Origin of the sequence: Aeromonas sp. FDAARGOS 1405, assembly GCF_019048265.1 — a bacterium.
Taxonomy (GTDB): domain Bacteria; phylum Pseudomonadota; class Gammaproteobacteria; order Enterobacterales; family Aeromonadaceae; genus Aeromonas; species Aeromonas veronii_A.
Map to the genome: position 1 here is coordinate 4,127,782 of NZ_CP077311.1, position 16,185 is coordinate 4,143,966.

The following is a 16,185-nucleotide window of genomic DNA, read 5'->3' on the forward strand; positions in this document are numbered from 1 at the left end:
ATGATGAATCCATCGAAAGTTAAGCGCCTCGTCTGGCAAGACTCTTCAACACCAGACAGGCATATGTACATCACCAAGGAGCAATTACATGTCTACCTACATCAACACTGAAATCAAGCCGTTTAATGCTACCGCCTACCACAATGGCAAATTCGTGCAGGTCTCTGACGCAGACCTGAAAGGCAAGTGGTCCGTGGTCTTCTTCTACCCGGCTGACTTCACCTTCGTCTGCCCGACCGAGCTGGGCGATCTGGCTGACAACTACGCTGAATTCCAGAAGCTGGGCGTCGAGATCTACGCTGTCTCTACCGATACCCACTTCACCCATAAGGCTTGGCACGACACGTCTGACACCATCAAGAAGATCCAGTATCCGATGATTGGCGACCCGACCGGCACCATTACCCGCAACTTTGGCGTGATGATCGAAGAAGCCGGCCTGGCCGACCGCGGTACCTTCGTGATTGATCCGCAGGGCATCATCCAGATCGTCGAGATCAACGCTGGCGGCATCGGCCGTGACGCCCTGGAGCTGCTGCGCAAAGTCAAAGCAGCTCAGTATGTCGCCTCCCACCCGGGTGAAGTGTGCCCGGCCAAGTGGAAAGAAGGTGAAGCTACCCTGGCCCCGTCCCTGGATCTGGTAGGCAAGATCTAAGCCTTCCGCTTCCAAGACCGGCCCGCATAAGGGCCGGTCTGCTTTCCGGCCCTCAGAAACGCCATCGCGCGCTTTTGACCTGTGAAGATGCCGACCCGCAATCACCAAGAAGGAATTCGAAGATGTTGGATACCAACCTCAAACAACAGCTGAACACCTATCTGCAGTACATCGTCAATCCCATCGAGATCAGCGTGTCCGGCAACGACAGCGACAAATCTGCAGAGCTGCTGGCGCTGGCCAGCGAGATCGCCGAAATGTCCCCCAAGATCACCCAGACCTCTGGCAATGCCACCCGCACGCCTTCAATGAGTATCGCGCCGCAGGGCCAAGCCCCGCGCGTTCACTTTGCCGGCATCCCCATGGGTCATGAATTCACCTCGCTGGTGCTTGCCCTGCTGCAAAGCGGCGGTCACCCCTCCAAGGCCGATGCAGCCGTGCAGGAGCAGATCCGCAATCTCAAGGGCGAGTTCCACTTCGAGACCTATATCTCCCTCTCTTGCCACAACTGCCCGGACGTGGTGCAGGCGCTGAACCTGATGGCCACCCTGAACCCCGGCATCACTCACACCATGATCGACGGAGCCCTGTTCCAGGAAGAGGTCAATGAGCGTCAAATCATGGCGGTGCCGAATGTTTACCTGAACGGTCAACCGTTCAGCCAGGGCCGCATCTCGCTGGAAGAGATCGTCGCCAAACTCGACACCGGTGCTGCAGAGCGCAAAGCCGCCGAGCTGAATGAGAAAGATCCCTACGACGTTCTGGTTGTCGGAGGTGGCCCGGCTGGCGCCGCAGCAGCCATCTATGCCGCCCGTAAAGGCATTCGCACCGCCATCGTCGCCGAGCGTTTTGGTGGTCAGGTGATGGACACCGTCGGCATTGAGAACTTTATCTCCGTGCCCTACACCGAAGGCCCCAAGCTGGCCGCGAGCCTGGAGCAGCACGTCAAGCAGTACGGCGTGGAAGTGATCACCGAGCAGCGCGCTGCCGCCATCAGCAAGGATGGCTACGTAAACGTGGATCTCGCCTCTGGCGCCACCCTGAAGAGCCGCGCCGTGATCCTGGCGACCGGTGCCCGCTGGCGCGACCTGAACGTGCCGGGCGAACTCGAGTACCGCACCAAGGGCGTGGCCTACTGCCCGCACTGCGATGGCCCCTTCTTCAAAGGCAAGCGGGTTGCAGTGATCGGTGGCGGTAACTCCGGCATCGAGGCAGCAATCGACCTGGCTGGCATCGTCGAGCATGTGACCGTGGTGGAATTCGCTGACACCCTGCGCGCCGATGAAGTGCTGCAGAAGAAGGCTCGCTCTATGGGCAATATCGACATCATCATGAGTGCCCGCACTACCGAAGTGATCGGTGATGGCAGCAAGGTGGTCGGTATGGATTACGAAGATCGCACTACCGGCGAGATCAAACACCTGGCGGTGGCTGGCATCTTCGTCCAGATCGGTCTGGTGCCGAACACCGAGTTCCTGAAAGGGAGCGAGATTGCCCTGACCCGCTTTGGCGAGATCGAGATCGATACCAAGGGTGCGACCTCCCTGCCCGGCGTCTACGCCGCTGGGGATGCCACCACGGTACCGTTCAAGCAGATCATCATCTCCATGGGTGCCGGCGCCACTGCCGCGCTGGGGGCGTTCGATTACCTCATCCGCAACCCCGCACCGGAAGCGGAAGTCGCGAAAGCAGACACCGTCACAGCCTGACCATTCTCTGCACCGTAAAGCCGACTCAATGAGTCGGCTTTTTCATGCGTCTCCGCGCCAAGTGCTCAGGACAAACACTGTCCCAATGGCATGTCGAAAAATTAAGTTTGAATAAAACCAGTACTGTCTACACACCAGCTCTATACAGCTCCCCCCTTACCAGATTGCGCAAAGCGCAGTGCTGGGAAGACGATATGTAAGCCAGAGATTGACCGTCCGCAAGACAGGTCTGTGTTGCTACGACGTCAACAAACATACCGCTTTGCGCTGACGTCCCCACTCTCTGCGTACGATGGCCAAGTATCAAGCCACACGGGAAGAGGGCATTGCTGAAGTCGATGAGACCTTCTTCCTTGAGTTGCTCAAAAGGCTACGGGGCTTACCTGGCACGACAAGACAGCCAGGAGACAGAGAGCGAATCCGGGGACCGGGCCGGTTTACATCGCACTAACTATATGGTGGAGCAGGACTATGCAGGTTTTCAGTAAGAGCAGATGAATGCCGAAGCCATCGGAAACGTCATGCCCTTATCTATCGTCGTCGGAGGCTAGCTGTTTAGTTATGGGTTGGCGCAGAATACTGGAACATTACGGGAAGGAGGTGAATATCAATGTGTGTTTGCATGAGGTGCTTGGGCACCCCATGCAACATGTAACGTAATGGGTGCATAGCCTTTTTATAGGCGATTGAGTGCCAAATTACGGACGGTAAACTTTGACGTTATCAAAGCCCTTCTCTTTCAGATAGAGCGCCTGCAACTTGCTCATCACGCCGCGATCGCAGTAGAGCAGATAGGTCTTCTCCTTGGGCAGATCGCCAAAGGCGGTGGCCAGCTTGAAGAAGGGGATATGCAGCACTTCACGACCTTCCACCACCAGCGGCTTCTCATCGTGTTCATCGGCAGAGCGGATATCCAGGATCACCTCGTCAGCGCCCAGCACCTGGGTGGTTTCCACCTCTTGCACTTCAGCGGCAGTCTCTTCACCGATACGACGGATATCGAGGTAACGGGCCTCGGAGACCACCTTGTCCAGAATGGAGAAGTCAAAATTGGCCTCTTCCTCTTCAATGCGGGAGAGCTCGGCCTTCACAGTCGGCTTTTTGGAGATGACCCCACAATACTCCGGCATGGTCTCGGCGAACTCCAGGGTGCCGATGCGGCGGGCTTCACTGATGATATCCGGCTTGTCCCAAGTGATAAGCGGGCGCAGGATCACCTTGTCGGTGACCCGGTCGATCACGTTCAGGTTGGTGAGAGTCTGGCTGGATACCTGACCCACACACTCGCCGGTCACCAGCGCCGGGATCTGGAACTCATCGGCCACCTTGGCGGCAGCACGCATCATCATCCGCTTGAGCACCACGCCCATCTGACCGTTGTCGATCTTCTCGAGGATCTCGGCAACCACCGGCTCGAAGTCCACAGCGGTGAAACGTACCCGGTGGGAGGAGCCGAAACGGTTCCACAGGTGGTAGGCCACCTGCTTGACGCCGATTTCGTGGGCAGCACCGCCCAGATTGAAGAAGCAGTAGTGCACGCGGCAGCCGCGCTTGATGAACTGGAACGATGCCACGCCGGAGTCAAAACCGCCGGAGAGCAGGCTCAGCACATCTTCCTGGGTCGCGATGGGCATGCCGCTCAGGCCCTGATGGATGGCGCTGACAATAAAGAGCTCTTCGCCGTCGATCTCGAGGTTGATCTTCACATCCGGGTTCTTGAGGCGCACACCATTGCTTTCGCAGTGCTGGTTCAGTCCACCGCCCACATAGCGCTCAATCTCGAGAGAGGAGAACTCGTGCTTGCCGTGGCGCTTGGCGCGCACGCAGAAGGTTTTGCCCTTGAGCTGGTCGCCCCACACGGCTTTCACCTGCTCGAAGATGTCGTGCAGATCGGTAAACTTGCTGGCTTGTACCTCGAGGAAGGCCTGAATGCCGGGAATGCAGGCCAGGGCTTCGATTGCCTGCTCGCGGAACTGGTCATTGCGGGAGCTCACGATCAGCTTGTCCCAATCCATCCGTACGCGGGCATCGTCGTCGAAGCGGCGCAGGACATTGCGGATATTGCCCTGCAGGATCTTGATAAAGCGCTGGCGAACCGACTTGCTCTTGATGGTGATTTCCGGGAACAGCTTGATAATGAACTTCATGGTAATGACTCGGGTGACCTTGATTTAAGGGCGCGAATTATATCAGAACTTTGTGGCCAGCGCCTACTGGATGAGCGTTTGCTCACATTCCCCCACGCAGCGTTTGCCGTGCAGCGCCAATCTTGCGTATATTCCCGACCCTGCGCCTCGCCAGATTTTTGACAACAGACTGATCCGATGAAGACCTATATCTACTACCCCGGCATGGAGGTACGCGACGAGCTCTGGCTCAAATTTGCCCTGCTCTATCTGGAGCGGCTCGCCTTTGTCTTCACCGTCAGCGAAAAGAGCGGCCTCACCGCCCTGCTCGATACCCTTCAGCAGCAGACCGATCTGCTGGCCGAGCGGCCCGATGCAGCCTTCTTTGCCGCCATTACCCCGCAGCTGGAGAGCCAGATAAGCGGTCTGGTGGCCCCCGATTTCGTCCGCCACAAGGTGTTTGGCAACAAGGAGCTGATTGGTCGCTGGCGTCAGGAGGCCAACCACGACTGCTTCTGCCCGGAGCAGGCGGGGCTGGAGCGGCTGCACGGCTTTTGCCTGACTCACGGCTTTGCGACCCGGGATGAGGGTGGGATCAGAATGGCACGGCGCTTTGCCAATCTGCTCTCCATGCGTCTCGCCCGTGAGTGGGCACTCGCCAATGACGGGGCGCTTATTACCGATCACGACTATCTCGACCGACTGCTCCATCTGCTGGAATCCCGCTACCACAATCGCGGCGGTCAGGATTGCTTCCACCTCGAAATCCCGTTGCAAGTGCCCACTCACCTGGCCGATATTCCGTTTGCAGAGCTGATTGCCCTGCGCGGGCGCAGCGGCTTTCGCCAGCAGTTGGCCGAATTTCATCTGGCTCTCGACAACCTGCTCACCATGCTGGGTAGCGGCTATGCCGACCCGGCGGCCCTGACCCGCTTTGAACAGGCTCAGCAAGGGCTCAATCAACTGCTCGGCCCCGAGACCCTCAGCATGCCACTCACCACCCTGGTCAGCACCAGCCTGCCCGCCGTGGCGATGCTCCACCAGTTAAAGGCGAGCCACCCCGAAAGCAACCTTATCTTCCATCCCATCAAGAAGAGCCACTTTCACCAGCGCAAGAGCCAGCACTTCTTCACCCGGCTCGGCCATCTGCGCCACCTGGGCTGAACCGATGGAATGAAAAAGGGGTTGGCATCTACCAACCCCTCTCGTTTTCTGCGGCCTACCAATCATCACCCCGGTGATTGGCCTGCTCTTGCGCCTGCCTGCGCGCCTCCATCGCCCTGTCACGGCGGATATTGGCAGGGGTACAGGCAAACTGTTTCTGATAGCAACGCGCAAAACTATCGGAAGCAGGTTCGAAAGGTGAATAGAACCCGGTACGTTCAGGAGAAACATGGTGATCACCATGATTGGTTGTGGCACAACCCGAACTCATCAGCACCAGCAAGGGACACAGAACACGCAGCAAAAGAGAACTCCCGATTGGATTTGAATGAACTCGTAATTATTCACAAATTAATTCATCCAATCAAATATTGATGCATTTCAAATAGTTAATTACATTCACCTCAATGGCTGTCGGCAAAACGATCAACGGGTGATGGTGCCGGCATCACTGTCAGGATGCACCACGCGAAACTCGATACGATCGCTGTTGCCCGCTTCATCCACCACCACCAGCTGATAACGACCCGCCACACTCAGCACCTGATCCCCGTCCCAGCGCAGTCGCTGGCCGTTGAGAAACCAGGCCGACTTGCCGACACCGCCCAGCACCTTGGGCTGCAACCGATAGCGCTGGCTGCGGATAAGGTTGCCCTCCCCCAGCGCCACGATGCGAATGGGGGCCTGCAGCTCGGCGCTCTGCCCCTCCCCTGCACAACTGCTGGCGAGCAGCGCCTGACGTCGCTCACCGGGGGACCGCCACGGCTCCAGCGACAATGGCCAGAGCGCCCGAAAACCGGATTGTGCCGCATCGGGGCAACGGGTCAGAGTCGGCTTGCCCGCGGCGGTCAATGCAACTTGACGCAGCGGCGAGGGCCAATCCATGGGATCCGGCAAGGTGGGGGGATCGCGCTCTTCCAGCAACCAGGCGCTCTGACGCTGCAAGCAGGCCTCAGGCAGGGTCGAGCTCATTTTGCGCCCCAGCGGCCAGCAGATCTCGGCTTCGCTCACCGTGTTGGGTTGTGCCGGCAGAGAGCTGTTGTCAGCCAGCCGTGAGTAGACCGAGAGCAGCAGCGGCACCGCTGCGCTCTGGCCGTAAAAACCGGGCAAAGGGGTGCCGTCGGGGCGCCCAAGCCAGATGCCGATAGTCCAGCGACCGGAGACCCCCATGGCCCAGCTGTCGCGATAGCCGTAGCTGGTGCCGGTCTTCCAGGCCAGTCGGTTAACCCGGCCGGTCGCCTCACTGGCAAAGGGCTGATCCGCGCGCCCCTGGGCACTCAACATCTGCCAGATGATCCAGGCCGCGCCCGGGCTCAGCAAGGGGCGTGACACCGCCTGCTGCCCCGCCAGCCAGACCGGCATCGCCACCTGCCCCTGCCGGGTCAGCGAGCTGTAGAGCGCCACCAGCTGTTCGAGCCGAATGCCCGCCGCCCCCAGCGCGATGGCAGGATTGGGTTTGTCGGAGAGCGCCAGTCTCACCCCGGCGTTGTCGAGGCGGCTGACCAGTTTGTCCGGCCCCAGCGCCTCCAGCACCTGCACCGCCGGCACGTTGAGGGATTGCTGCAGCGCCTGGGCCAGGGTCACCGGCCCCTGAAAGGCACCGGAAAAGTTGGCGGGGCGGTACTCCGAGCCCAGCCTTGGCGCATCGGAGAGCAAGGAGGCCGAATGCACCAGCCCCTCGTCCATCGCCAAACCGTAGATGAAGGGCTTGAGGGTAGAGCCGGGGGAGCGGATCGCCTGCACCATGTCGAGGTAACCGTGGCGACGCAGATTGCCATACTCGGCGCTGCCCACATAGGCGCGCACCGCCATGGTTTTGTTATCTACCAACAGCAACGCCGCTGAGGTCTGCTCGGGGAAGCGACGGATATAGCTCGCCACCCGCCCCTCCAGCCAGCGCTGCAGATCGCCGTCTATGGTGGTGTGCACCAGCGCCCCGGCCTGATTATCGGCGGCAAGGCGGGCAAAGAGCGGCGCCTCCATTGGCGTGAAGTGACCGCGGGCCAGCACCGGCTCGATGCGTCCCTCCAGCCACGCCTGTTCGGGCCAGACGCCCTGCGCTACCAGTCGCTGCATCACCTTGTCACGGGCGGTGCGGGCCCGCTCGGGATGGCGGTCCGGCCGGTTGCGGCTGGGTGCCTGCGGCAACACCGCCAACAACGTCGCCTCGGCATAGGTCAGCTTGGCCGCACTCTTGCCGAGATAGGCAAAACTTGCCGCCTGCACCCCCTCCAGATTGCCGCCAAACGGCGCCCGATTGAGGTAGACGGTGAGCAGGGTGCGCTTGTCATAGTGCCACTCCAGCTGCAGCGCGCGGGCCATCTGGCGCAGCTTGCCGGGCACGCTCCTGTGGTAGGGCTCGATAAGACGCGCCACCTGCATGGTAAGGGTCGAGCCGCCCGATACAGCCCGCCCATAGCGCAGCCACTGCCAGACCCCGCGCACCATGGCCACCGGATTGACCCCGGGATGACGCCAGAAGTAGCGATCCTCGTAGCCCAGCAGCGCCTCGATATAGCGGGGGGAGACCTGCTCCAGGGTCACGGGATAGCGCCACACGCCGCTGGTATCGGCAAAGGCGCGCAGCGGCCGCCCCTTCATGTCGAGCACCACCCGTGCGTAGGCAGGGTCGAGTGGCGGCGGCGGGAAGAGTCGATCCAGCGCCAGTAATGACAGGAGCAGTGCGACAACGCCCAGCACCGAGAAGAGCAGCCAGCGTGGCAAACGACCAAGCCAGCGCCAGCAAGCGTGGCCAGTGCGACCCAATTTCAGCCAACCACGCTGCCAGAAAGTGAGCGGGCGAACCCGCTCAAGGGAGGGAACATTACTCAGAGATGATCACCTCATGGATATCCTCACCCACGGCACGCAGCTCGGGGCGGTACATATCCTCCACCTGGGTCGGCGGCACCTGATAGCGACCCGGCGTCACCGCCCGCATCAGGTAGACCAGTTGCTGGTTGCTCCCCTCGCTCAGATCCAGCGCAGCCGTGTAGCGGTCATCGCGAAACTCCTGATGCTTGAGATAGTCGTTCCACTCGCTCTGCCACGCCGGTTTCCCCTCGATGGAGAGCTCTTCCAGCTTGATGCTGTTGCCAAGGGCTGGGTTCTCCAGCTCGAAGCCGGCGGGCACCATCTCCACCAGCAGGGCATCGGGCACCGCCGACTCACTGCTGACGTTGAGCCGCACCACCACCAGATCGCCCACCTTCACCTTGGCGGGATCAAACGGCTGACCGTCGCTATTGAACCAGCTACGGGTCACGCTCATCCCCTTGCTGATCCGTGCCGGAGCCTGTTCGGGGTAACCTACCAGAGTACGCTGCACATAGAGGGCCCCCCTGCCCTCGTTGGTGACGGAGCTCGCCGCCAGCGCCTCGGGGGCGCCCTGCTGCAGCGGAGCCGAACCGCTCAGGGATCCACTGCCAAGAGAGGAAGTTACCTTGGCCTGCCAGTCGACGGCCGGATCGAAGCGGGCGAGTCGCAGCAGGGCGAGCCGCTCCTGAGTGCTGAGCCACTGACGGTGAGCCAGGGTATCTGCCACCTTGGCACTGAGGGCCGGCCAGCGCTCCACAGCCAGCTTGTGCTGGCGCAGCAAGGAGAGCTCAAGAGCTTCATCGCGCAGCGGTGAGCCGTAATCCCCGAGATAGTCATCACCGCGCTCGGTCGCCAATGCCCGGCTGAGGGCCTTGGCGGCGTTCTGCTCATCCCCCATGGCCGAGAGGGCCAGCGAGAGGTGGAGCAGCGGCAAACCGGAACGGGCGTGATCGGCCTGCTGCTCCCAGATAAGACGCAGGGTAGCGAGCGGTGCCTTGCCAACCCGGGCCAGCACATAGGCACTGTAGGCCTGATAGGCCAGCCGGCTGTGCTCGGGGGCACTGCTCCAGCGCTCACCGTACTGACTGTCGGTGAGATAGTTTTGCAGCCGGTTCAAAGCCTGATTGAGCATCGCCTCCGGCACTGCGTCACCCGCCTCCTTGCGCGCCAGCAGGTAGTCGGCGGCATAGGCGGTGAGCCACTGCTCCTCGTCGGAGCGACCATCCCAGAGGCCAAAGCCACCGCTTGGCAGTTGCAACCGCTGCAGCCGTTGCAGCAGGGCGCGCTGCACATCCGCCTCGCTCGCCGCTTTCTTGCCCTCTGCGGGTTTGCTCCAGGCGGCCCGCTCATCGGCCGTGGTCAGCAAGTAGGGCCAGGCACGGGACAAGGTCTGCTCCAGACAGGCATAGGGGTAATCGGCCAGCGCCTGCCACTGGGCAGCCGGATCCCAGGGGGGAGTACCGGAGAGGCTGAGCAGCCCCTGCAGGTTGGCGCGATCCAGCCCGACCAGCTCAGCTGGCGCAAAGCTCATCTGTTGGCCGGGAGCCAACATCTGATAGCGCTGGCGAGTCTCGGCAGGCCAGGGGGAACGCAGCGGCAAAGTCCAGTCGCGGCTGATGGCAAAATCCTTGCCGCTGGCCGCCAACTGCAGGCTTGCCACGCCGCTCGCCCCGGTCACGGTGAGCGGCAGGGTCAGCCACTGCTCCTCGCCGTTTTTAAGGGAAAGGGTGCCGGGCAGCTCGCCATTTGCCTTGAGCCCGCCGTTGAGGGTCCAGACAAGGGAGAGGGTCTGATCCTCGCCGCTCATGTTGCGCAGCTGCACCAGCGCCCGGGTCTCATCCCCTCTGGCGCCAAAGCGCGGCCAGCCGATCTCTGCCACCAGCGGCGCCACTACCTTGACGGCGCGCTCGGCCTCCCCGACTTGCTGTTCGTTCCAGGCCAGCGCCATCAGCGCCAGTTCGCCGTTGAAGTTGGGCAAATCGAGCGGGATCACCGCCTTGCCCTGCTGGTCAAAACTCACCTCGCCGCTCCACAGTGCGGCGATCTCGACCCGACTCTCCAGCGCGCCACCCTTTTTCAGCGGCGCCCGGTCACCCCCATAATTGAGGCGGGCCAGCTTGCCATCTTGCGGCGGGATCACCTGGCCGTAGTTGTCGAACAAATCTTGAGCGAAGCGCTTGCGACCAAAGAAGATCTCGAACGGGTCGAGCGGCTGGTAGTCGCTGATATTGAGCACGCCCCGATCCACCGCCGCCAGCACCACGCGCCCCTGACTGTTGGGGGTGGAGGTGGCGGTCACTTCCAGCCGGGTAAGCGGCACCGCTTTATCCGGTGCGCTCAGGGTAAGCGGCAGACGACGCGCTTCCCGATCCAGGGTGAGCGGCACCAGTCCGACCGAGCGCAGGCTCTGCCCCTGCTGCTTGCTGACCGGTTTGGAGGCGCTGTCTGGCGCGGCGATCTGGGCCGAAATGTGCAGATCATGACGCTGCCACTCGGGACTGACCGGGATCTCGAACTCGCCACGGGCATCCTTGGCATCGCCACCGGCCCCCTTGAGCTCGATACGCTGCCACCAGCGCAGGCCGTCGCCATCTTCCACCAGCAGCAACCCCTTGCCGGGGCGCGGGGCTACCAGCGTCACTTTGGCCTTGTCGCCCGCCTGATAAGCGCGCTTGTCGAGGGTGATGGCAATCTTGTCGGGCCGTGCCTGCTCGCCACCGCCGCCCCAGGCGTAACTGCCGATCTCAACCCGCAGGCTGGATTGATGGCCCTGACTGTTCTCCACCTCCAATCGATACCAGCCCGCGGCGAGTTGCAAGCTTAGGGGGGTCGGCCCCTTGCCATCCAGCTGCAGGGTCTGCTCCTGCTCCAGATAAGGCTGGCTGTTGAACTCGTACTTCCACCCCTCGCCATCGGCGTAGTGCCAGTAGTAGTCGCGGTACTCGTTGATAAGGCGCACCTTCACCGCCCCCGCCACCGGTTGACCTTGCTCATCGAGGTTGAGGATCTGGAAGGGGAGCGGCTTGCCCCCTTCCACCCGATCCGCCACGAAATCGGCCTTGAGTGCCGGCCACTGGCTGCCCGCAGGCCAGCCATACTGGGTGCGGCTGCGATTGACGGCGCGGCCACCGGGCTCGGAGAGCGACACCCGATAGGCCACCTCCAGCGGCCCGAGGGCTCGCACCCCATCGAGCTCATCAGCAAGCGAAAAAGTCCCCTGCCCCTGCGCATCGAGGGTGAGATTCAGCGGCTCGAGATCCTTGGCCTGCTCGGCGAGCAGCACGTCACCCAGAGTGAACTCCTGCCACTGGGTAAAGGGCATGGTGGCGCGGCTGATCTTCACCTCTGCCTTCGCCTTGGTCGCACTGGCCGGCGCGCCGTAGAGATAGTCCCCTTGCAGTGGAAGAGTGAGGGCAGCGTCCAGACTCGTCACTTCGCCATCCGGCCCCTTGCCAAGCTGCAGTTTCAACCGTTCAGGCAGAAATTCCTCCACCAAAAAGGGCCACTCGAAGCGACTACCGGCAGCGGTCTTGAGGTTGATAGTCCAGCGCCCGAGCGGCGCATCATCCGGCAAACGCAAGCCGTAATGGGCGGCGCCCAAATTGTCCGGCAACAGCCGTTTCTGTTCGAGCAGTTGGCCGTCCGGCTGCTTCACTTCCAGCTCCACCGCCATCCCCGGCAGCAGCTGGCCATCCTGCCCCTTCAGCAGGATCTCGCTGTCGAGCCGCTCGCCGGGGCGATAAAGGTCGCGCCCGCTGAACAGATACAACTGCTGGGCCTGCCAGGGCTGGGTGCCGAGATCGAAGGTGGAGAGATCGAGCGCAGCCCCGTCGAGGCGAAGCACCGCCAGATGCTTGCCCTGTTCGGCCAGCAGCAGGCGAGCCCCCTGCACCTGATCGAAGCGGCGATGGCCCTGGGGATCCGTGGTCTGCACCTGCAGCCGGTTGCCCTTCTCGTCGAGCAGGGAGAGCTGCACATCCTTGAGCGGGTCGGCGCTGGCCAGGGAGCTTACGAACACCTCCAGCTGATCGCGGTAACGGCGGGCACTGAGCCCCATATCGCTCACCGCGAAATAGGTGGTCTCCTTGCGCCAGTCGTAGTTGCCAAGGGGCGACATCACCGCAAAGTAGACGCCAGCCTCCGCCAGCTGCGGCTCCTTCACATTGATAAGGCGGGTCTCGCGCCGGTTGGCATCGAGCTCCAGCGCATAGCGGCCGCTGAACACCCGCTTGGCCCGCTTGGTGATCTGTTCAAGCTCCCAGTTGCCCATGCCGGAACCGGGACGATACTCGGCCAGGAAACGGGGCAGGTATTCGGCATCGACCCGAAAGAAGTCGATATTGACCTCATCCACATTGACCGCGCTGATGGGCAGGCGCAGCTCTTGGCGCAGCGGCAATACCATGCCACTGGCGGTAAAGGAGGCTCCCGCCTCCAGCGGCCGGGTCTTGAGGGTCCAGCTCTGGGGGGATGGGCCCAGTCCCGCCTTGAGGCTCACCTCATAGCTTTTATCGGGCTGGACGTTCGGGAAATAGAGGGTGCGACCATCGTCGGCCAGGATCCACTCCCCCTGCACCTGCTTGCCCCCCTCACTGACCCCGAGCCAGCTCTGCCAGTTTGCCTTGGGCGCCAAGGGGCCGGAGAAGACCAGCGCCAGCGCCGGCGCATCCCGATATTGACGGGCATTGGCCTGCACCACGGCGCTTGGGGAGCCCGTTTCCTGCTGCGCGGCAGGCTTTGTAGTCGGCCCATTGGCGACAGGCTTGTCGGGGCCGCAACCAGCCAGCAGCAAACCTGTCAGCCCGGATAGCAGCAGGGCCGAGCAGCGGCGGCGCAGAGCGCCGGTTCCGGCGGTAGAGCGGTGAGAAGCAGAGGAAGAGTCGAAGAGGCGCATAGGTTCCATCCCGAGTTGGAGCGCTGCAAACGCAGCGTGGCTGGAAACAGGATAAGGCATCCTGCTCACCCGACACAAAGCTCATTACCCGAATGGGCACAATTCCGCCCCCCTGCAGCACGAGAACCCCCTTGCCCACTGATCCAGTGCGGCAAGGGTTGTCATTTAGTCGTGGCTGGTCTCGTTTTTCGCTCCGCCTTTGAACCAGCGAAACAGAATGGCCATGACGGCCGCCAGAAACAGCACCAGCGAGGTAATCAGCAGGGCCCGGGTCAACAGTTCGCTGTGGTGGAGGAAGAAGGGGGTATTCATCGCCAGCTTGCCCACCAAACTGAGGCAGAGCGCCCACATAAAGGCACTGGCAAAGCTGGCCACGCACATCCGCAGCACGCTCAGGCGGCCAATCCCCATCAGCATGGGGGTCAGTACCCGCACGAACGGGATAAAACGGGAGGAGAACATCGCCAGAAAACCGTACTTTTTCAGTAGCCGGGTCGCCTTGGGCAAGCTGTCGGGAGGCAACATCCGCTCGATATGATCCATAAAGCGGGTGCGCTGCAGTGCCCGTCCCTGCCAGTAGGCGAGCACGGAACCTATGCCCGCAGCCAACGGCAGATAGACAAGAGTTACTTCGGGGCCAAACACCCCCATGCCCACCAACCCACCGGCCAGCAGTACCAGGCTGTCCCCCGGCAGGGGCAGAAAGACGAATGCGGACTCCAGCAGCAGTACCAGCATCAGGCAACTGATCAGCAGGGGTACCGCCTGCATCTGAACCAGGGCGTCAAAATCCTGATGCCAAATGGCCATCAGCATATCCAGCATGTCACTCCCCCTACTACACGGTTCATCATGAACGAGGCAGGGGTTATAGCACCCATCCCCTGAACAAAACGTTAATTTTGTCCGGCACAGGAAATAAAGTGTGTCGAAATATTGCAGCAAAGAGGGGAATGCAAGAAGGGCGAAAAGCAGAAACAAAAAGCCCCTCATCTTGCACGCACAAGGGAGAGGGGCAAACAGGCACAGAAAGTGGTTACTCGGCGGTGGCCATCTGCCAGGTTTTAAAGCCGCCGGAGAGGTTCTTCACCTTGAAGCCGTGCTGGCTCAGCAGACGGCAAGCGACATGGCCACGCAGCCCGACCTGACAGCTGATAAGCAGCTCCTTCTCTTTGGGCAACTCGTGCAGACGGCTGCGCAGCTCGTCGAGCGGGATATGTATGGCACCCGGAATGCGGCCCAACTTGTCAAGCTCGGGGCCGTTGCGCACATCAACCACCTGCTGGTGAGAGTTGCGAGCCTCAACCTCGGCCACATGGCAAAGCAGGGTGTCTCCCTTCAGGTGGTTACTCGCCACAAAGCCGGCCATGTTGATCACATCCTTGGCCGAGCCAAAGGGCGGCGCATAGGTGAGCTCCAGATCCTGCAGGTCAAACACGGTGAGACCGGCGCGCTGGGCCACCGCCAGCACGTCGATGCGCTTGTCGATGCCATCCCTGCCGATGGCCTGGGCGCCGTAAATCTTGCCATCCGGGGCAAACAGCAGCTTGAGGCTGACCGGATGGGCACCGGGATAGTAACCGGCGTGGCTGCCCGGATGGACATAAACCTTCTCGAACGGCAATCCCAGTTGCATCAGTCGCTTCTCGTTGAGGCCGGTGCTGGCCACCGCCAGATCGAACAGCTTGCAGATGGCGGTCCCTTGCGTCTTCTTGTAGGTTTCGCTTCGGCCCAGCATATTGTCGGCGGCGATGCGCCCCTGCCGGTTGGCCGGGCCCGCCAGCGGGATCAGCACAGCTTCGCCGGTGACGAAGTCAATCTCTTCCACTGCATCCCCCACCGCGTAGATAAAGGGATCCGAGGTACGCATCCCGGCATCGACCTTGATGCCACCCCGTGGGCCCAGCTCCAGCCCCGCCTTGGCGGCGAGCAGGGTTTCCGGCTTGACACCGATGGCGAGGATCAAGAGACCGGTATCAAGATGTGAGCCGTCATTGAGGGTCAGGCGCAGGCCACCGCTGTTGGCGGTCGGCACGGCGGAGGTCTTCTCGGCAGGCAGGTCCAGACTCTCGATGGCGGTGAGGCCGGTGCGCAGGCGCAGGTCGATCCCCTCTTCGCGGATGCGGGCATGGAGCATGTTGGCCATCTCCTTATCCACCGGTGCCATCACCTGATCGGAGAGCTCCAGCAGGGTGACATCCAGCTTTCGCTGGTGCAGTGCCTCCATCATCTCCAGCCCGATAAAGCCGCCGCCCACCACGGTAACGTGGCGCGGCTGATCGTGGTGCAGGGCCGCCAGAATACGATCCATGTCCGGGATATTGCGCAGGGTATAGACATGGGGGCTGTCGATACCGGGGAAAGGAGGACGGATCGGCGCCGCCCCCGGACTCAGCAGCAGCACATCGTAATGCTCGCGCTGCTCTTCACCGGTTTGCAGGTTGCGCACCAGCAAGGTCTTGCCCGCCTTGTCGATCTCGATCACATCGTGGAAGACCCGCACATCGACGTTGAAACGGCGCTTGAAACTCTGGGGGGTCTGCAGCAGCAAGGCATCCCGATTGGGGATATCGCCCCCGATGTGGTAGGGCAGACCGCAGTTGGCGAAGCTGACAAATTCGCCCCGCTCGAACATCACGATCTCAGCCTCTTCACTCAAACGACGAGCACGAGCCGCCGCCGATGCGCCCCCCGCGACACCACCAATAATCAGGATCCGTTTCATCAGCAAGACTCCTCCTAGAAGATAATGGATAATAAATTAGACTTTTCTAATTTAGAGTTCAATGAAATTTTGTTTCACGCTATTTTGCAGTATTC

Annotated in this window: 9 protein-coding genes; 3 read left to right on the forward strand and 6 right to left on the reverse strand. The window is 61.5% G+C overall.

The genetic code is table 11. The features are described 5' to 3' along the window. Positions 1-88: 88 nt before the first annotated feature. Both ahpC and ahpF read left to right on the forward strand, forming a co-directional pair. Positions 89-655: an alkyl hydroperoxide reductase subunit C gene (ahpC, locus tag I6L35_RS18930; RefSeq protein WP_005344674.1), complete on the forward strand. Its 567-nt coding sequence runs from the start codon at positions 89-91 to the stop codon at positions 653-655. 122 nt (positions 656-777) lie between these two features. Beyond that, positions 778-2,364, forward strand: coding sequence for an alkyl hydroperoxide reductase subunit F (gene ahpF / locus I6L35_RS18935; protein WP_005344672.1), 1,587 nt, complete (start codon positions 778-780; stop codon positions 2,362-2,364). Between the two features lie 698 nt (positions 2,365-3,062). Here ahpF and thiI read toward each other — a convergent pair. Further along, positions 3,063-4,511, reverse strand: a complete 1,449-nt coding sequence (gene thiI, locus I6L35_RS18940; RefSeq protein ID WP_129503708.1) for a tRNA uracil 4-sulfurtransferase ThiI — start codon at positions 4,509-4,511, stop codon at positions 3,063-3,065. Positions 4,512-4,688: 177 nt separating this feature from the next. Between thiI and I6L35_RS18945 the strand changes: the two genes are divergently transcribed. Continuing rightward, positions 4,689-5,654, forward strand: coding sequence for a hypothetical protein (locus I6L35_RS18945; protein WP_042053187.1), 966 nt, complete (start codon positions 4,689-4,691; stop codon positions 5,652-5,654). A gap of 55 nt (positions 5,655-5,709) precedes the next feature. Here I6L35_RS18945 and I6L35_RS18950 read toward each other — a convergent pair whose 3' ends face one another. The 5 genes from I6L35_RS18950 to I6L35_RS18970 form a co-directional block, all read right to left on the reverse strand. Then, positions 5,710-5,958 carry a hypothetical protein gene (locus I6L35_RS18950; protein WP_074042647.1) on the reverse strand — a complete coding sequence of 83 codons (249 nt, stop codon included), beginning with the start codon at positions 5,956-5,958 and terminating at the stop codon, positions 5,710-5,712. Positions 5,959-6,080: 122 nt separating this feature from the next. Further along, positions 6,081-8,426: a penicillin-binding protein 1C gene (gene pbpC, locus I6L35_RS18955; protein ID WP_254204584.1), complete on the reverse strand. Its 2,346-nt coding sequence runs from the start codon at positions 8,424-8,426 to the stop codon at positions 6,081-6,083. A gap of 52 nt (positions 8,427-8,478) precedes the next feature. Continuing rightward, positions 8,479-13,365 (reverse strand): alpha-2-macroglobulin, encoded by a 4,887-nt coding sequence (locus I6L35_RS18960; protein WP_254204494.1) that lies wholly within the window; start codon positions 13,363-13,365, stop codon positions 8,479-8,481. Positions 13,366-13,530: 165 nt separating this feature from the next. Then, on the reverse strand, positions 13,531-14,190 hold the full coding sequence (locus I6L35_RS18965; RefSeq protein WP_005353037.1) for a DedA family protein: 660 nt from the start codon (positions 14,188-14,190) through the stop codon (positions 13,531-13,533). 211 nt (positions 14,191-14,401) lie between these two features. After that, positions 14,402-16,090: an FAD-dependent oxidoreductase gene (locus tag I6L35_RS18970; RefSeq protein ID WP_216979033.1), complete on the reverse strand. Its 1,689-nt coding sequence runs from the start codon at positions 16,088-16,090 to the stop codon at positions 14,402-14,404. Positions 16,091-16,185: the final 95 nt, after the last annotated feature.